A 17,107-nucleotide genomic window follows, 5' to 3' on the forward strand; every position below is an offset into this window, starting at 1 on the left:
CTGGACACAGAAAATCGCCGACTGTGACAATGTACACCGGTTTGTTATCGGTCCGGGCGGTATTATCTTGACCGATCAATGCCATACGGCGAAATTTGCAGGTGAATGGCTTCAATCGGGTGCGAGCAACCGCGCGCCCCTCGTGCGAGCAGGACAGCCCGTCCGGCGCAGTGGATCAGCAGACATCCGATGCCAAGAATCTTCTCCGACCCCGATGCGATCGCGGACGATATCATCCGCGAGGTTGGGACGAAGCTCCTGGTCGGTCTGCCGCTGGGACTCGGCAAGGCCAATCACATCGTCAATGCGCTGTTCCGGCGTGCGCTCAACGACCGGTCGATCCAACTGACCATCTTCACGGCGCTGACACTTGAAAAGCCGAGGCCATCAGCCGATCTCGAACGGCGGTTTATCGGACCTGTCATAGACCGCTTGTTCGGCGGGTACCCCGATCTGGAATACACCAAGGCCCTGCATGCCAAAACGCTGCCGCCGAACATTGAGGTCGTCGAATTCTTCTTTCTGGCGGGCAAATGGCTTGGCAATGCCTATGCGCAGCAGCACTATATTTCGGCGAACTACACCCACGCCTCGTCCTATCTGCTGACGCGCGGCGTCAACGTCATCGCGCAACTGGTGGCCAAGCGCGTTGTCGATGGCGAGACCCGATACAGTCTTAGCGGCAACACCGACACCACGCTCGATTTGATGCGGGCCCGCACTGAGGGCGGGATCGCGTTCAGGATTGTGGGGCAGGTGAACTCCGAACTGCCATTCATGCCGGGGCAGGGCGATCTGGCTGGCGATGAATTTCACGCTGTGCTGGACAGCCCGGAAACGGATTTCCCGCTGTTCGCGCCGCCGTCTGAGCCGGTCTCGGATACGAAGTATGCCATCGGGCTGCACTCAGCCGGACTGGTGCGCGATGGCGGGACCTTGCAGATCGGGATCGGGCAGGTGGGCGATGCGCTCGCGCAGAGCCTGATCGTCCGCCACAGCGACAATACGGCCTATCGCGAAATCATGGCGCGGCTGGCCCCGGGACAGGCACCGCGCGAGACAAAGCCGTTCACGGCGGGTCTTTACGGCGTCAGTGAAATGTTTTTTGAGGCGTTTCTCGCACTGATCGATGCCGGCGTGCTGAAGCGTGAGGTCGATGGGGCGCTGCTGCACGCCGCATTCTTCCTCGGGCCGAAATCCTTTTACCGCGCCCTGCGCGAGATGAAGCTCGACCAGATCGAGCGCATCCAGATGGTGCCGGTCTCGTTCACCAATCAGGTTTATGGCGGCGAGGATGCCAAGCGGCGGGCGCGCGTCGATGCGCGATTCGTCAATAACGCGATGATGGCGACGCTGATGGGGGCGGTGGTCTCCGACGGTCTCGACAATGGCCAGGTCGTGAGCGGTGTCGGCGGACAGTATAATTTCGTGGCGCAGGCATTTGCCCTTGAAGGCGCGCGCTCGATATTGACGCTGGAATCCACACGCGGCTCCGGCAAGAAGGCCGCGTCCAATGTTCGATGGTCCTACGGGCACACCACGATCCCGCGTCATCTGCGCGATGTCATCGTCACCGAATACGGCGTTGCCGATCTTCGCGGCCAGTCGGATGCCGATGTGATCGCGGCGATGCTGAATGTGACGGATACGCGGTTTCAAGGCGAACTGATGCGGCAGGCGAAAGAGGCGGGCAAACTGCCGAAGGGATATGAGATTCCGGCCGTCCACCGCGAGAATTTCCCGGACCGCGTCGCCGCAGCCCTGAAGCCGTCACGTGATGCCGGATTGCTGCCGGCATTCCCGTTCGGCAGCGACTTCACGGAGATTGAGCAGAAACTGATCCCGGCCCTTCAGGTTCTGAAGGAGGCGACCGCCAGTCCGCTGGCTTTGCTCGGACTGGCATGGGAAGGGCGCCGCGCCAACCATTCCGCCGAACTGGCGGCATGTCTCGCGCGGATGCAACTCGACCGGCCGGCATCCTTTGCCGACCGGCTCTATCGCGCCTTGCTGATCGCCGCGCTGGCGCGGAGCAGGCAGACTTAGCGGTGCTTGAAGTTCGGCTTCCGCTTCTCGATGAAAGCGGCCATGCCTTCTGAACGATCCTCAAGCGCAAACGTCGCGTGGAACAGATCGCCTTCGACATTCATGCCTTCGGCGAGCGGTGTCTCCAGTGCGCGGTTGACGGCGCTCTTGGCCATCGCGACCGCAGGCTGCGACATCGATGCGATCTTCTCCGCGATCGCGAGAACTTCTTCCATCAGCTTGTCGGCCGGGAAAATACGGCTGACGAGGCCTGAGCGTTCGGCTTCGGCGGCGTCCATCATCCGGCCGGTCAGACACAGGTCCATCGCCTTGGATTTGCCGACCGCGCGGGTGAGGCGCTGGGTACCGCCGAGTCCCGGAATGGTGCCGAGCGTGATCTCTGGTTGGCCGAATTTTGCGGTGTCGGACGCGATGATGATGTCGCACATCATCGCGAGTTCGCAGCCGCCGCCGAGCGCATAGCCGCTGACGGCGGCGATGGTCGGCTTCTTGCAGGTTGCGACGCGATCGCCGCCGATATCCATGAAGTCTTCGCTGAACATGTCGATGAATTTCTTCGGCTGCATTTCCTTGATGTCGGCGCCGGCGGCGAATGCCTTTTCGTTACCCGTGACGACAATGCAGCCGACAGCATTATTGGTCTCGAGCTGATCGATCGCGACCGCGATTTCCTTGAAGACACCAAAGGAGAGAGCATTGAGCATCTTGGGCCGGTTGATCTGCACGACGCCGACCGCGCCCCTGGTCTCAACGATGATGTGTTCGAATGCTGACATGTATCGCCCCTTGAAGGATGTCTGAGGATCAGCGCCTGCGCGCCGTTGGGCGGCAATGTGCCTTCCGGGGCTGGTCTCTGCAAGACCGGGGATGTCAGGGCTGATCGTCACGTGCGCAATAAAAACGCCGGTTCGCAAGGCTGCGGACCGGCGTTTGCGTCTGATGCAGACGGTGTTTGCGTCAGGTAATCAGCAGGCGGGCCGCCGATGCCAGCGTCAGCAGGCTCCCGAAGGCGATGAAGATCTTGCCGATCAGCGATGTCTTGCTCCAGGGGTCCCCGTCGTCGGTCTTGAACACCGGCTTTTCCGATGACGAGACCGCACGGATGATCTTGCCGCTTTGCGCCGGCGCGGGCTCAGATGCGGCGGGTGATGCCGGAGCACCGGAATCCTGCGCCATTTCGGTACCGGCCCTCGCAGCGCGATCTGCATCGGTCAACTGGTCAGCAGAAGCAAGCTGAACGCCGTCCACGACCGGAACGTCTTTGCTGTCGAGGGCGGCGAAATTTCGTGCCTGATCTTCCGCCAGTGCCTGAGCGCGGGCATTGGCGACCGTCGCCGGCAACTCGGTCTTGTTCTGGCTGGCGGTATTGGCTTCGCTACGCGCCGGCTTGTCCTCCCATGTCTCTGGAGCCTCGATAATCTTCGACGAGACTTTCGATCCTGCCTTCTTCGCGTATCGCGTTGACTTGGCGGCGTATCGCGCTGATTTGGATTTCTTCGCAGCCACGCGCTGCTTTTTGAATTTGGAGAGAACAACGGGACGGTTTGCCGAGGTGACCTTCGCGGCTTTTTCAGTCTTGGTCGTTGTCTTGGCCGACGATTTGGCGGCCATTGCCGGCTCGCCCGAAAAGCTCATCCAGATTCCGGCGGCAGCGACCAGCGCCGCTAATCCTGCACTCCTAATCCGCATGGCAATTTCCCCTTTTGCCAAAGCCTCCAGCAAGGGGAACAGACCGGTGCGAAATGGCCACAGGACGGCAGAAAAAGGGAATCTTGTGATCTTTTGCCCTAAAAAAGACCCAGGCGAGGGACGCCGGCTACGGCCGCCGAGAGCCAGGAACCGGGCTGTTCACGGTTGCGTGATTGCAATTTCTTCCCGTAACACTTTAGGAACAGGAGCGAATTGCCTTGATAGGAGCGCGCGTGCGCGGACGTGAGGACGAGTGGACCGATCTGATGCGATCGGCCAATGCCGGAGACAACGCCGCGTATCATCGCCTCCTCAAGGCCGTGACGCCTGTCCTGAGAGCAGGGGCGCGCCGCGGTCTGGCGAGAGCCGGTCAGCCAGTCGACCAATCCGAGGACATCGTGCAGGACATCTTGTTAGCGGTGCATTTGAAGCGGCACACATGGGACGCCAACGCTCCGTTCGCGCCGTGGCTCTTCGCGATTGCCCGCAACAAGCTGATCGACGCCCTGCGCCGCCGGGGTCGCCGGGTCTTCGTCAATATCGACGATTTTTCCGAGACGCTGGCGGGTGCGCCGGTCGAGGAAACCGTTCCGCCGAGCGAGGTCACGGCCCATCTCAACGGCTTGCCGAAGCGGCAGCGGGACGTGTTGCAATCGATCGCCGTCGACAGCGCCTCCATCAAGGAGACGGCGGCCAAACTTTCGATGACCGAGGGCGCTGTGCGCGTGGCGCTGCACCGGGGACTAACGGGTCTCGCAAGTAAACTGCGGAAAGAATGACCATGGACACCAACGATCTCATCCGCACCCTCGCCGCAGACAACGACACACACGAACGCTCTGTCGGACATCTGCTGCTGGCCGCCCTGGTGCTTGCGGTGCCGGTATCGACTGCGCTGTTCCTGACCGGGCTTGGTGTGCGCTCCGACGTGATGACCGCCATGCGCAATCCGCTGTTCGATCTGAAGTTCATGGTCACGATAGCACTGGCGGCAGCTGCGATCGCAATCAGTCTGCACCTGTCGCGGCCCGAGGCTTCGCTGGGGCGCTGGGCGTGGCTGCTGGCTGTTCCGGTCGGATTGCTCGGCATCGGCATGATGGGCGAAATGATGATGATGCCGAATCGTGCGCCGATGGCGACGCGGCTGGTTGGCTCCAATTCGAAGGTGTGCCTGACCGCAATTCCGCTGTTGTCGCTGCCGCTGCTGGCAGCTGCGTTGTACGCCCTGCGCCGCGGCGCGCCGTCGCGGCCCGCGGTTGCCGGTGCATTTGCCGGGCTTCTGTCTGCGGGAATGGCTGCGACGCTTTATGCCGCGCATTGCACCGACGACTCGCCGATGTTCGTTGCAACCTGGTACTCGATTGCAATCGCTTTCGTCACGGCAATCGGCGCGCTTGTGGGCTCACGAGTCCTGAAATTCTAAGGTGTGCCGCTGGAGCCGCAGTTCTCACGCGGCCGGTTCGGTCTGCGCGCTATCCTGCCGCATCCGATAGAAGCGCAGCACCTGCTGGGCCGTCGAAGGACGCAGCATGTCGTAGCTCGACTTATGATCGTCGATATTTTCGGTTTCGGGTGCGTTGCCGCCCATCTCAAGAACGAGCTTGAGCGACATCCACGACAGCCCAGCGACCTTGGCGAGAACCATCAGTCCCTCGGATTGCCGCTCGATCATCATGTTTTCAACGGTCGCGACCGGAACGTTCGCGATGACGGCGATTGCGGCGCAGGTTTCCTCGAAGCGCCCGGTGGCTGCGAATTCGGCAATCTGCCGTTCGTCGAGCCGTCCGTCTTCGAACAGAGACTTGACGAGACGCATTGCCTGAGATGTTTCGCTCTGCCCGGTCTTTCCGTGACCGGCGTTGAACGCGGCTTCCTTCACGGCGGCCGAAATGTCGTCCGCCGCGCGGGGGTTTGCAGCCTGGAGGCGCGCTCGTACGGAATCCGACGCTCTTGCGATGAGCTTGAGATAGTGCGGTCTTGGAATCCCTCGCCGGGCGCCGAGACAGGTCGCCAGATTGTCATTTCCCTCGGCGCGGGAGACCAGTTGCGTAAAGCCCTTGTCGGAGAATTCCGCGCCCGGATTGTTGACGGCGCTCTCGACCACGTCGTTGTTGCCGCATTCGACCAGAACGTCGGTGACGGCGTCGCTCAGAACCTTGCGTTTCGAAATCGCGAGCAAATGCCCCTGGCTTTTGCTGCGTGCGTTCTTGATTAGCATGTCGTCGTTCAGCCGCTCCGACAGCGACAGCACCGGTGCAGCGACCTCGATCTCGTCATCGAAGGCAAGCGTGCAAATCAGGCGCGGGGGTGCTTTCGGCACTGGCGCCATGCGTTTCGCCAGCAGGGCCTTGGCGGAGATTTCGATCTCTTCGATCAGGCAATGAAAGACATCATCGAAGACGTCCACCTGTTCGTCGGAGTAATCCGCCGCGCCGTACAGAAAAAGATCGGTGACCCGGCGCAGCGTTTCCACGCGGCGCGCCACGGTGCCATGTGCGAGAGCATTCTGCAGTTCATCGAGAAGATTGGCCGGCCGTGCTGTGGATCTCGAACTCATGACTTTCTGTCCTGGAAACACCGAAGCGAGAAATGCCAGCCAGGTTCTTGGCCGGCGTAAATGGAAGCTAGGCTGAGACAACCCGGTTCCGCCCTAGGTCTTTGGCTTGATAAAGAAGTTGATCGGCACGGGCGAGAATGCTGTCCGCGGTATCGTCCGGGTGCAACATCGCGAGACCGGCCGACATCGTGACATTCATGTCCTGCGAAATCGCGCTCCAGTCGAGCGCGCCGACGATGGCGCGCAACCGGTCCACAGCCCGGAATGCTGCGCCATCGGACGTCTCGGGGAGAATGAGCAGGAATTCCTCGCCGCCGTAGCGGCCGAACTTGTCAATGCTGCGGATATTGGCGAACACGGTGATCGCAAAAGCCCGCAATGCTTCGTCGCCGACAGGATGGCCGAACCGGTCGTTGATGCGCTTGAACCAGTCGAGGTCGATCAACGCGACAGCGCAAGGCGTCTTGCTGCGCCGGGAGCGGGCGATCTCCTCGTCGAGCGTCTGCATGATGCTGCGTCGGTTGAGCGAGCCGGTCAGTTCGTCGAGCTCTGCGAGTTCCTCAATGCGCTTGTAGGCCGCCTTTAGCTCGATGCCGCGCCGGTAGAGAGATTCGTGCAGCGAACTGCTGAACAGCCCGACAACCATGCCGCGGCCAAGCACCAGAATGAAGACCAACATGGTCGCGAAACGCTCCAGCGGCGTGCTGGTCGGCATTCCGATGGGTCTATCCGAGAGAAGAAACAGGACGGTCAGGCCGACGGCTGCGGCCGTCCATCCGATGATCGTCTGGCGGGGCGTGGATCGCAATGCGGCGAAGGTAAAGACAAGGAAGATGGAGCAAAGGAAGAGGCAGCCGACTTCGGGCGCCAGGTAGATGAACAGCAGCATGATCCCGAGGCTGATGCTGGTTTGCTGCGAGATGAAGTAGTGGTCCTTGAACCGGTCGTTGACCTTGGCTTCCGAGATCGCAATGTAGGCCGCCACGGACAGCAGGCCGCAGGCTCCATAGGCCGGTGCGACCATGAAGCTGGTAGCGCCTGCGTAGGCGTAGATCAGCAGAATCGCGGCGTCGATCATGTAGCTGACGCCGACCATGTCGAGCATCTGCCGCCGCTGCCTTGCACGGCGCGCGAGGATCTCCGGTGACAAATCGGTCTCGACGGCAGAACGCGCCCGGCGGAAAGCGCCTGTCAGTGATCCGGGGGCCGATGAAGCTGCGCCGCGCATGAATTCGCCGTTGAGGGAAGCAATGCGCGACTGTAGGCGGGAAAGCCTTTAGGTTTGGTATCATTGGAGGGACCTGCGGCACCGGTAAGCCCGCTGATGCACCGCGAATATCGCCATCTCCTGTATAGGTAATTAAATACCTTCGTTAGTATCTATCGGTCTCATCACTTGCCCTTGTTCATGATTCAGGGGCATTTTGGCGCTCCGCCAAACCGGCAATTTCGGCAAATCGCGAAGATTTTCACCGATTTGATCGAACCCCTTTCCAGTCGCATGCGACCAACCTTGCGAGACGGCCATTGAGTGCAACCCACGCGACATCGGACGAGGTTCTGATCGGTCGCATCGCCCAAGGTGACCGGCTCGCCATGCAGGTGCTTTACGGAAGGCACCATGTACGGGTGTTTCGCTTCTCGCTGCGGCTCGTGAGGAACGAGTCCATCGCGGAGGATCTCATCAGCGAGGTTTTCCTCGATGTATGGCGTCAGGCTGGCAAGTTTGAAGGCCGTTCTGCTGTCTCTACGTGGCTGTTGGCGATCACCCGGTTCAAGGCCCTGTCCGCCCTCCGCAAGAGGAAGGACGCGGAACTGGACGACGAGACGGCTTCTGCGATCGAGGATACGTCCGACAATCCGGAAGTCACCGTCGCCAAGAAGGACACGAGTAATGCGTTGCGGAATTGCCTGACCGCACTTTCGCCAGAACATCGGGAGATCGTCGATCTCGTCTACTACCACGAGAAGTCCGTGGAGGAGGTGGCCGAGATCGTGGGCATCCCGGAGAATACGGTGAAGACGCGCCTGTTCTACGCGCGGAAGAAATTAGCCGAGCTGCTTAAGGCAGCTGGCATAGAGCGAGGTTGGCCATGACTGCCACGAAGCAAACCGCCGATCGGGAGCCTACGGAGCTTGAGGCCCTGTTGCCGTTCCATGCGGCTGGCACGCTCAGCCTGCGCGACGCTCGCCGTGTCGATGAGGCGCTCGCCAGCGATCCCGATCTGGCGCGCCAGTATGCGGCGATCCAGGACGAATATGCCGAAACGATTTTGCTGAACGAGAGTCTCGGCGCGCCGTCGTCGCGAGCCATGCAGAAGCTGTTCGCCGCGATCGATGCCGAGCCTGCGCGCACAAGCGTGTCATTCAACCCTGTAATGCGGGTTGTCGGGTTCTTCTCCAGCCTGTCGCCGCGCACGTTGGCCTATGCAGGCGTTGCCGGTGCGGTTCTGGTTCTGCTGCAAGCCGGTGTGATCGGAACCGTGCTGGTGAAGGACCGCACGGGCGGCAACTTCCAGACTGCCGCATTTCCGGCCCAGTCGACGGCAGGCACCTTCGGCCTGATCCGTTTCGCGCCCGATGCGAAGGCTGACGACATCATGCAGTTGCTTAACAATTACAACGCATCCATCGTTTCGGGTCCAAAGGCCGGCATGTTCCGCATCCAGTTCGGCGACAAGGCCCTGTCGAAGCAGGACGCGGCGCAGCTGATGACGCGCCTCCAGGCCGAAAAGATCGTCAGCCTCGTTGTGAGCGCCGACTAACCAGGCTGGCCGTCAGCCACGCAAGCCTGGGCGAAAAGGAAGATGACCCGCGCGCGGTGCTGCGCCGCCATGGATTTGCGAGGACGTCAGATGATCGTGCCATTCATGAGCTTCATCCAAAAGACGCGTCTTATCCGGTCCATGCAATGGATCGCTGTCTGCTCGGTCGCTTTCTGTGTTGCGCCTCCGCAGGCATTCGCACAGTACAGCAGCATGAGCATGCGTACCGGACCCAGCATGAATGTGGGGCCGCGCATCAACGTCAATCCGACGATCCGTTATTCGCCGAACATTCAATACGATGGGTATAGCGATCCGAGGCCACGCCCCCGCATTATGCAGGATCTCAATCAAGGGCCTCCGGACGACGACGACATGCCCCGTCGCCGCGCCAAGTCGAAGTCTGTGAAATCTGCGCCGGTCGCCATCGACAATACTTACGTGGCGAAGGAAGTGCTGATCGAGATCGACGGCAACCCGACCGATGCGCAGGCCGATCAACTCGCGCGGCGGCATCGCCTGACGCGCGTTCAGTCGCAGAGTTTCGCGCTGACCAACAGCACGTTCTTCCGGTGGCGGATCACCGACGGACGCTCGGTCGATGCCGTGGTGCGCGAACTGGTCGCCGGTGGCAACGTCAAGGCGGCACAACGCAATAACATCTTCAAGCTGCAACAGAGTGCGGCTCCGGGAGCGGCGAGGGCCGAGGGCGATCCTGTGCAGTATGCCCTCGGCAAGATGCGGTTGCCCGAGGCTCACGCGCTTTCGGTCGGTGCGGATGTGACGGTGGCCGTGATCGATTCCGGTATCGATGTGACACATCCGGAACTGGCCGGCGTGATTACGGGGACGTTCGATGCGCTCAACAATGGCGAGGGACCGCACCCCCACGGCACCAGCATTGCAGGCGTCATCGCCGCGCACGCGCGCCTGATGGGAACGGCGCCGTCCTCACACCTGCTGGCGATCCGGGCGTTCGGCAACCAGAAGAGTGGTGCGGAAAGCACGTCATTCCTGATCCTCAAGAGTCTCGACTACGCGCTCGCAAAGAATGCGCGGATCATCAACATGAGCTTTGCCGGTCCGCACGATCCAGCCATGGAACGTGGACTTGCCGCCGCCGCGGCCAAGGGCATTGTTCTGGTGGCCGCCGCCGGCAATGCCGGGGCGAAGTCGCCGCCGCTTTATCCGGCCGCCGACCGCAACGTGATCGCCGTGACGGCCATCGACCAGTCCGACAAGCTGTTCGCTCAATCGAATCGCGGCAGTTACGTCGCGATCTCCGCGCCCGGCGTGGATATCCTGTCGCCAGCGCCTGACGGCAAGTATCAGATGTCGTCCGGCACCTCGCTGTCCGCCGCGTATGTCAGCGGCGTAGCGGCCCTGATGATTGCGCGGAATCCGGGAATCTCTGCTGCCGATGTTCGTGCGACGCTGGTGTCGACCGCCCGCGATCTCGGGCCCAAGGGGCGCGATGATCAGTTCGGGGCAGGGCAGGCTGACGCCTTCAGTGCGGTTTCGGCGGTCGCGCCGGCCCCGATGGCTGCGGCGTCCGACAATGCCGGCGACAAGCGCTGACCATCTATCCGGCGAATTGCCGCCGGTCGCGCACGCTGAACCCGCAGCCTCCCTCCGCAAACCAACTGATGCGGGTGACGAGACCCTCGTTCCCTGCGGCCTGAATGCGGGGGGAGACCGGATGACGAAGCTGCTTTCGTTCGGCTATTCTATGAAGATACTTAATCTCGCCGCGGCGAATCGATTGCTGAACAGGAATTCTTGATGAGACGCACATTGGCCTTGGCGGCAGCTTTGGCATTGCATTCCGGTTTGCTTCATGCGCAGTCGCTTGAAGACAGGATTGGAACCGCGCTGCAGTCGAAGCAGCCTTTGACGCGCAGCCTGGGCGCGACACCCGATCCGAAGGTTTCGGCAGAGCAGCAGGTCGTCGATCGCTTGCGGGCGCGATCCATAAGTGTCGAGCCAGCTCAGGCTCCGACAGCGGACGAACGGGCCCAGATCGCGGACATCGCGCGCGACAAGCCGGCGATCGATCTCGAAATCCCGTTCGAATACGACTCCGCCGATATCAGCCCGAAGGCGGTTCCTGCCCTCGTTGCGCTTGGGAATGCGCTGTCGCGGCAGGATCTGAAGGGATCGGTATTTTTCATCAATGGCCACACCGATGCGGCGGGCGGCGCGGACTACAACCAGACACTGTCCCAACGTCGCGCGGCCTCTGTACGGCGCATGCTGATCGAGCAATACAGGCTCGCCCCGGATACCCTGATCGCGGTTGGTTTCGGCAAGGAACAGCTCAAGAATCCGGCCAAACCTCTTGGCGAGGAAAATCGGCGCGTGCAGATCGTGAACATCACCGTCCGGGCATCGACGGGCCGATAAGTGTCTGAACCTGGCCAACAGCTGGTGCGACCAATTTGCGGCGTCGATCGCCGCACAGATGTTTTTCGAGGGGACGGATTGATGAGCGGGTTTCCAGGGATTGCTCTGCGTGCGGTTGGCATCGCGGTTGCGGCAGGGCTGGTTCTTGGTTCCGCGCAAACGTCGGCCGCGCAAGATACGAAAGCCAGCGACGCGGTGGCAGCGGTCGCCCCGCCGGCCGATCCGGTCGCGAAGGCCGCGTTCGACGTCCTCGACAAGCACTGCGCGCGTTGCCACCAGAACGGCAAGCTCGTGGATCGCGAGCGGCCTGCCAAGAACTTCGGCAATGTTCTCAAGCTCGATGAAATCGCCGCCAATCCGCACTACGTTTTGCCCGGCAACCCGCTGGGATCAAAATTATTCCGGCAGATCGTCGACAAGGAGATGCCTTACGACATCTACTACGAAGGCGCCTCACATTCGCCGCCATCGGAATCGGACCTCAAGGCGCTCGAAGGCTGGATCGCCGCGCTCGGCACAAAGGCCGTCGCCAGTTGCGAGACGCACAAGTTCGTTGAGCCTGAGGACATGGTGTCCTTGATGGTGTCGGACCTCGACAAGCAGCGGCCACAGCGCAGGGCGACGACTCGCTATCTGACGCTGACTCATCTGACCAACATCTGCGTCGATCCGGAGGCGATGAAAGTCTACCAGCAGGGAGCGGTGAAATTTCTCAACTCGCTGAGCCGCTCGTCCGATGTTGTGAAGCTCGAGACTGTCGATTCTGAAGGAAGCATCCTGCGGTTCAACCTGCTGGATCTCGGCTGGAAGGCTGCCGACTGGGATAATGTGATTGCGGTGTATCCCTACGGTGCCGTGCCGGACAATGAATTCAGCCGCACGCTGGCCTCCGGCGCAGGGACGCCGATGTCATATGTCCGCGCCGACTGGTTCGTGTTCACGGCGTCGCAGCCGCCGCTTTATGACGTCTTGCTGCGGCTGCCGAATACTTTTCAACAGCTTGCGCGGGAGCAGGGCATCGATGTCGAAGGCAACATCCGCAACTTCGTCGCGCAGCGTGCTGCGTTCCAGCGCTCCGGTGTCAGCCAGAACAATCGACTGATCGAACGGCATCCCTCGCGCAGCGGATTCTTTTGGACCTCGTATGACTTCGCCGGCAACCGCGATCACCAGAGCCTGTTCAGTTTCCCGCTTGGGCCAAGCGGTCCGAACGCCTTCCACCACGACGGTGGTGAGACCATCTTCAGCCTGCCGAACGGTTTTCAGGCCTATTACCTGAACACGGCCAAGGGCGACCGGCTCGACAAGGGGCCGACCGCTATTGTGCGCGATCCGTCGCGCAAGGATTTTGCGGTGACCAACGGCATCTCCTGCATGGGGTGCCATGATCAGGGCATGCGCAAAGCCAAGGATGAGGTTCGTGAACTTGTGCTGAAGGGGCGGGCCTTCCCGAAGGACGTCCGTGATGCAGTCGAAGGATTGTATCCGCCGCATGACAAGATGGACGCGCTGATCGAAGACGATGCGAAGCGGTTCGCAGACGCGATGAAGCGGGCGGGACTCGATCCGACGCTGAAATTGAACGGCATCGAGATGATCAACGCGCTTGCCAAACGTTACGAGGACGACCTCGATCTGACGCTGGCGGCCTCCGAACTCGGTCTCAAAAAGTCCGAATTCAACGAGGGCGTCGCGGATGTCGATCAGAAGTTCAGGCCGCTTGTCCGGCGTCTTGCTCAAGGTGCCGTTCCGCGCGACCAGTTTGAAGCGGCATTTCACGAAATCGCACCGGATCTCACCGATCTTAAGGTCGTCGCAATCAGGAACGGGCGCCAGCCAGAACAACTGGCGAGGCCGATCGTCAACAGGGACGATCTTTCCCTGACTTCGGATCAGGACAGCTATCGTCTCGGCGATACGCCGGTCTTCACCGTCGTCTCGCCGCGCGACTGCTTCCTGACCCTGACGGATATCGATGAGCGCGGGGAGGGCACCGTGTTGCTGCCGAACACGTTCCAGCGCGATAACTTTATCAGGGCAGGCGTGCCCGTCCGCTTTCCGGGCACCGGTGCACCATTTCAGTTCCGCATGAAAGACAAGGGCTCCGAGACGGTGACCGCCGTGTGCGCGACGCAGGCCAGCGGCGGCGACCGCATCCAGCACGACTTCCAGAAGAACCAGTTCACGCCGGTACCGAATTACACCTCGGCCCTGGCGCGCTCGATTGCGGTGGAAGCAGTCAGGCCCGGTACGCCTTCGGTGGCCGGTACGACAAACGCCGGTGCGGCTGCCGTTTCCAGTCGCGAGCCTCCACCGGCTGGGTCGCGGCAGTCGCTTCGGGCCGCGATCAGGCTGCAGGTGCGTTAGTGCTTGGGTACCCGTGACGTCGGCAAACGTCTGTCACGAAAGTTGCATGTATGTGTGGCACGGGTTGAGCTATCTCTTTGCCCGTTGTTTGGGTGCTGCGTGAGTCGTGGCGTTGCTTGATGTTTGTTCAGAAGTGATTTCCAGAATTTTCCGGATTCGAAATGACCACCCCTGGCAATACCCAACAAGGGCGGAATGTCGTCACACGCTGGCGCATGCTCGCGGAACGACGGCTCAACTATCTGGTTGAACTTTACGAGACGGACCGTTGGAAGGCCTATTACAGCGAGCCGGAGTTTTTGAAAGTCGTTCAGGAAGCGCGTGCAGCGCTGAAGACCTGGGAAGAACTTGCGCCTCCCGATCCGGTTCAGGACAAGCCTGTCGAGGTGGCGATGGCGCAGGCTGCAAGTTCGGCCATTCCCGCGTCGCCCTTCGCGGACATCGGGTCAGCGCACGGCGTTAAGGCCAAGAACGATCTGCGGAAAGCGTGATGTCCCGTCAGCGCCGAGATCGGTTGTGACCGTCTTGGCATGATCGAGACCGACGATCGCGCCGCCTCTCGATCCGGAAATCAGGTTATTGCTGACCAGCGCGGTGCCGGCGCCCGGAACCACGGACACGCCGATGCCGACGAAGGAATTGCGCAGGACGTTGCCGGTAATTGTCACATCGCGGAGGTATTTGCCCCAGCCGGCCATGATCCCGAATGAGGGCGCACTTTCGATCACATTTCCGGTGACCGCGGCATCCGCCTCCACGACGATTCCGATGCCTGCGTCGTCGTCAGGCGCCGTGCCGATCGGGCGCTTGGGCAGGATGTTCCGGATGACGTTGCCATGGACGGTCACCATGCGGCCGCCCTCGTTGAAATTGGCAACTGATACGCCGACCGCGCAGACATCGACGGTGTTGTTGGCGATGACCGCCCCCTCGAATACGAATTCTGAATAGAGCGCGACTTCGCGCACATTGCTGATGCTGTTGCCGGTGATCTGGATGTTCGAAGCGGAGTTGCCACGCACGGCGGAATAATCGCAGTTGCGGATGCGATTGCCGCTGACAATGACATTGCCGGCACGAAAGGCGTTGATGGCATTGCCGTGCTGGCCAGAGCCGCCGGGACCGGCCTTGATATCATCGATGCGGTTATTGACGACGATCGTGCCGTCATCGCCAATCGCATGGCGCAGGATTTCGATGCCGTTGTCGGAAGCATCCTGAATTGTGTTTTGCGCAACCAGCAGCCCGAGCGCATCGAACGAAGTGAACGCCGTGTTCGCGGTCTTGCGAATGGTGTTGCCGCTGACTTCGCCCGCGATGCTTTCGAACCAGATGCCGTATCCGCCGCTGCCGACGATGTCGCAATCCTGCACGCGGACATCGAGTCCATTCTGGAAATGTACGAGCCCGCGCCGGTCGGCGAGCTTGATCCCGGCGCCGTCTAGCGTGAGGCCGGTGAGGGTGATGCCGCTCGCACCCTGGCTGCCGATGAGCGATGCGCCGCCGGTAAACTTGAGGACCGTTGCACCACGCACGCCGACAAGCTGGCCGCCGCTCGGCAATTTCAACGTGCCGGTCCGATAGATGCCCGGCGGTAGCGCCAGCGGCATCTGCGCGCTGGTTGCCGCATCGATGGCACGCTGAAGTGCTTTTGTCTGATCGTCGGGACTGTTCGGCCGCACCCCATACTGGGTCGCGTCACGCCCCAGTGTGGAGGTCAGCGGAGCCGCGCGCGCAGGAACAGGCGTTGCCGCCAGCGCACCTACCGCCGCGCCGGCGGCGGTGGCATTGATGAGGTTGCGGCGGCTGATGTCCATGCGATGCCCGGTCTGGCTGCGTCCCAGGTTCACCTGAACGCACAGTAAGACCTAATGCAGGATTGCCGCGAACAATGCCCGCCCCCGCGGATTTGCCCGCGATTGTCGGCAGTAGGGTTAATGGAATAGAGCCGACAGGCCGCTCAAACCGGGGTGTTGTGCGGCCTAAACAGGCGGCCCTTTTCCACGATGAACACGACAACCAGCGCGACCAGAGAACTGATCAAGGCGCCCGTCGCAAGCGGAATGAGTGTGCCGTTGAAACACTGCCCGATTGCGGAACCGACAGCGATGCCGATCAGGGTCGTGATCGATCCGAACAGCGACGACGCCGTTCCTGCGATATGTCCTTGCGGCTCCATCGCCAGTGCGGAGAAATTGGAGAACATCAGCCCGAATGTGAACAGGCTGGCGGTGGCGAGGACCATCATCAGCCAGAGCGGAAGCAATCCGGCGAGCGCCGCGGTCAGCATGACGGTGGCAACGGCCAACTGGCATACGAGGGCGATGTGTGAGATCATGCGCATGCCGTAGCGGCCGACGATGCGCGAGTTCAGAAAGCCGGCAACAGCGATGCCGATTGCGATGGCGGCAAAGGCCAGCGGGAAATAGTGGCCGAGCCCGTAGATTTCAGTGAAGATCTGCTGCGACGACAGGACGTAGCCGAACAGGATTCCCTGAACGCTACCTGCGGCCAGCGCATAGCCGAATGTTTGCCGGTTGCGGATCGTCTGAAGGAAGTTCCTGGCGACTTCGCCGACAGCCAGCGATTTTCGCTCGCTGACGGGCAACGTTTCCGGCAGGCGAATGACAATCCAGCTCAGGATCAACACGCCATAGACAAGCAGAACGATGAAGATGCCATGCCACTCCGCGGCGAGCATGATCGCCTGTCCAAATGAGGGGGCGATCACGGGGACCGAGATGAAGATCATCATGGCCAGCGACATCACGCTCGCCATGCGGCGTCCACTGTAGCAGTCACGCACGATGGATGTGGCGATCACCCGCGCGGTTGCCGTGCTCAGACCTTGCAGCGCGCGTGCAAGCAGCAGCGTCTCAAACGTGGGCGCGACAATTGCGAGCAGGCTGGCGATACCGTAAATGATCAACCCGCCGAGCAGTATCGGGCGTCGTCCGAAACGGTCAGCCAGCGGTCCAATGACGAACTGGCCGGCGCCGAAGCCGGTGAGGAACACGGAGAGGACAGCCTGGGCGTGATTGACGTTGCTGATGTTGAACGCCTTGGCCACGTCGGGGAGGCCCGGCAGCATCAGGTCCATGGCCAGCGGGTTGAGGGCCATGATGGCCGCCACGATTGCGACGAACTCGCGAAACCCCATCGGGCGATGGGTCGATGAAACCCAAGCGTTGGCACTGGTATCGGTCATGAAGAAATCGCTCGCGAAGAGGAATTCCTCACTTAGTCGTTGATATTGCGATGCACAATGCCGCTTCGGGTATGG

At 61.3% G+C, this 17,107-nt stretch carries 15 protein-coding genes; 9 read left to right on the forward strand and 6 right to left on the reverse strand.

The window, feature by feature from the left end:
* Nucleotides 1-189 precede the first annotated feature (189 nt).
* Complete coding sequence (locus I554_RS0118120; protein WP_024573934.1) at nt 190-2,043, forward strand: acetyl-CoA hydrolase/transferase C-terminal domain-containing protein; 1,854 nt, start codon at nt 190-192, stop codon at nt 2,041-2,043.
* Here the strand turns inward: I554_RS0118120 and I554_RS0118125 are convergent.
* Nucleotides 2,040-2,819 carry an enoyl-CoA hydratase gene (locus I554_RS0118125; protein ID WP_024573935.1) on the reverse strand — a complete coding sequence of 260 codons (780 nt, stop codon included), beginning with the start codon at nt 2,817-2,819 and terminating at the stop codon, nt 2,040-2,042. The genes I554_RS0118120 and I554_RS0118125 overlap by 4 nt on opposite strands.
* A 181-nt stretch (nt 2,820-3,000) precedes the next feature.
* On the reverse strand, nt 3,001-3,732 hold the full coding sequence (locus tag I554_RS0118130; protein ID WP_024573936.1) for a hypothetical protein: 732 nt from the start codon (nt 3,730-3,732) through the stop codon (nt 3,001-3,003).
* A gap of 233 nt (nt 3,733-3,965) precedes the next feature.
* On the opposite strand from I554_RS0118130, the gene I554_RS0118135 reads away from it, so the two are divergent.
* A complete protein-coding gene (locus I554_RS0118135; protein ID WP_024573937.1) occupies nt 3,966-4,511 on the forward strand; it encodes a sigma-70 family RNA polymerase sigma factor in 546 nt (181 codons plus the stop codon).
* Nucleotides 4,512-4,513: 2 nt separating this feature from the next.
* Nucleotides 4,514-5,155: a DUF1109 domain-containing protein gene (locus tag I554_RS0118140; protein ID WP_024573938.1), complete on the forward strand. Its 642-nt coding sequence runs from the start codon at nt 4,514-4,516 to the stop codon at nt 5,153-5,155.
* Between the two features lie 24 nt (nt 5,156-5,179).
* On the opposite strand, the gene I554_RS0118145 is transcribed toward I554_RS0118140, so the two are convergent.
* Both I554_RS0118145 and I554_RS0118150 read right to left on the reverse strand, forming a co-directional pair.
* Entirely contained in the window at nt 5,180-6,289 is a 1,110-nt protein-coding gene (locus I554_RS0118145; protein ID WP_024573939.1) for a DUF2336 domain-containing protein, read from the reverse strand.
* Nucleotides 6,290-6,356: 67 nt separating this feature from the next.
* Nucleotides 6,357-7,517, reverse strand: a complete 1,161-nt coding sequence (locus tag I554_RS0118150; RefSeq protein WP_024573940.1) for a GGDEF domain-containing protein — start codon at nt 7,515-7,517, stop codon at nt 6,357-6,359.
* Nucleotides 7,518-7,816: 299 nt separating this feature from the next.
* On the opposite strand from I554_RS0118150, the gene I554_RS0118155 reads away from it, so the two are divergent.
* The 6 genes from I554_RS0118155 (at nt 7,817) to I554_RS0118180 (ending at nt 14,315) form a co-directional block, all read left to right on the forward strand.
* Nucleotides 7,817-8,386 (forward strand): sigma-70 family RNA polymerase sigma factor, encoded by a 570-nt coding sequence (locus tag I554_RS0118155; protein ID WP_024573941.1) that lies wholly within the window; start codon nt 7,817-7,819, stop codon nt 8,384-8,386.
* A complete protein-coding gene (locus tag I554_RS0118160) occupies nt 8,383-9,054 on the forward strand; it encodes a hypothetical protein (RefSeq protein WP_024573942.1) in 672 nt (223 codons plus the stop codon). Before I554_RS0118155 ends, I554_RS0118160 begins: the two co-directional genes overlap by 4 nt.
* A gap of 90 nt (nt 9,055-9,144) precedes the next feature.
* Complete coding sequence (locus I554_RS0118165) at nt 9,145-10,632, forward strand: S8 family serine peptidase (RefSeq protein WP_024573943.1); 1,488 nt, start codon at nt 9,145-9,147, stop codon at nt 10,630-10,632.
* 204 nt (nt 10,633-10,836) lie between these two features.
* Complete coding sequence (locus tag I554_RS0118170) at nt 10,837-11,457, forward strand: OmpA family protein (protein WP_024573944.1); 621 nt, start codon at nt 10,837-10,839, stop codon at nt 11,455-11,457.
* Between the two features lie 81 nt (nt 11,458-11,538).
* Nucleotides 11,539-13,824 (forward strand): DUF4384 domain-containing protein, encoded by a 2,286-nt coding sequence (locus tag I554_RS0118175; protein ID WP_024573945.1) that lies wholly within the window; start codon nt 11,539-11,541, stop codon nt 13,822-13,824.
* Nucleotides 13,825-13,985: 161 nt separating this feature from the next.
* Nucleotides 13,986-14,315, forward strand: coding sequence for a TIGR03809 family protein (locus tag I554_RS0118180; RefSeq protein ID WP_024578266.1), 330 nt, complete (start codon nt 13,986-13,988; stop codon nt 14,313-14,315).
* On the opposite strand, the gene I554_RS0118185 is transcribed toward I554_RS0118180, so the two are convergent.
* Together I554_RS0118185 and I554_RS0118190 are read right to left on the reverse strand one after the other, a co-directional pair.
* Complete coding sequence (locus tag I554_RS0118185; protein WP_024573946.1) at nt 14,271-15,641, reverse strand: TIGR03808 family TAT-translocated repetitive protein; 1,371 nt, start codon at nt 15,639-15,641, stop codon at nt 14,271-14,273. The two genes, I554_RS0118180 and I554_RS0118185, sit on opposite strands and share 45 nt — an antisense overlap.
* A gap of 143 nt (nt 15,642-15,784) precedes the next feature.
* Nucleotides 15,785-17,032: a multidrug effflux MFS transporter gene (locus I554_RS0118190; protein WP_024573947.1), complete on the reverse strand. Its 1,248-nt coding sequence runs from the start codon at nt 17,030-17,032 to the stop codon at nt 15,785-15,787.
* Between the last annotated feature and the right edge of the window lie 75 nt (nt 17,033-17,107).

This window comes from Afipia sp. OHSU_II-C1, from assembly GCF_000497575.1.
GTDB lineage: Bacteria > Pseudomonadota > Alphaproteobacteria > Rhizobiales > Xanthobacteraceae > Afipia.

Excerpts from the sequence above, each read along its gene's own strand:
- I554_RS0118120 (WP_024573934.1), top strand. The coding sequence starts at position 190 with ATGCCAAGAATCTTCTCCGACCCCGATGCGATCGCGGACGATATCATC.
- I554_RS0118125 (WP_024573935.1), bottom strand. The coding sequence starts at position 2,819 with ATGTCAGCATTCGAACACATCATCGTTGAGACCAGGGGCGCGGTCGGC.
- I554_RS0118130 (WP_024573936.1), bottom strand. The coding sequence starts at position 3,732 with ATGCGGATTAGGAGTGCAGGATTAGCGGCGCTGGTCGCTGCCGCCGGA.
- I554_RS0118140 (WP_024573938.1), top strand. The coding sequence starts at position 4,514 with ATGGACACCAACGATCTCATCCGCACCCTCGCCGCAGACAACGACACA.
- I554_RS0118145 (WP_024573939.1), bottom strand. The coding sequence starts at position 6,289 with ATGAGTTCGAGATCCACAGCACGGCCGGCCAATCTTCTCGATGAACTG.
- I554_RS0118150 (WP_024573940.1), bottom strand. The coding sequence starts at position 7,517 with ATGCGCGGCGCAGCTTCATCGGCCCCCGGATCACTGACAGGCGCTTTC.
- I554_RS0118160 (WP_024573942.1), top strand. The coding sequence starts at position 8,383 with ATGACTGCCACGAAGCAAACCGCCGATCGGGAGCCTACGGAGCTTGAG.
- I554_RS0118165 (WP_024573943.1), top strand. The coding sequence starts at position 9,145 with ATGATCGTGCCATTCATGAGCTTCATCCAAAAGACGCGTCTTATCCGG.
- I554_RS0118170 (WP_024573944.1), top strand. The coding sequence starts at position 10,837 with ATGAGACGCACATTGGCCTTGGCGGCAGCTTTGGCATTGCATTCCGGT.
- I554_RS0118175 (WP_024573945.1), top strand. The coding sequence starts at position 11,539 with ATGAGCGGGTTTCCAGGGATTGCTCTGCGTGCGGTTGGCATCGCGGTT.
- I554_RS0118180 (WP_024578266.1), top strand. The coding sequence starts at position 13,986 with ATGACCACCCCTGGCAATACCCAACAAGGGCGGAATGTCGTCACACGC.
- I554_RS0118185 (WP_024573946.1), bottom strand. The coding sequence starts at position 15,641 with ATGGACATCAGCCGCCGCAACCTCATCAATGCCACCGCCGCCGGCGCG.
- I554_RS0118190 (WP_024573947.1), bottom strand. The coding sequence starts at position 17,032 with ATGACCGATACCAGTGCCAACGCTTGGGTTTCATCGACCCATCGCCCG.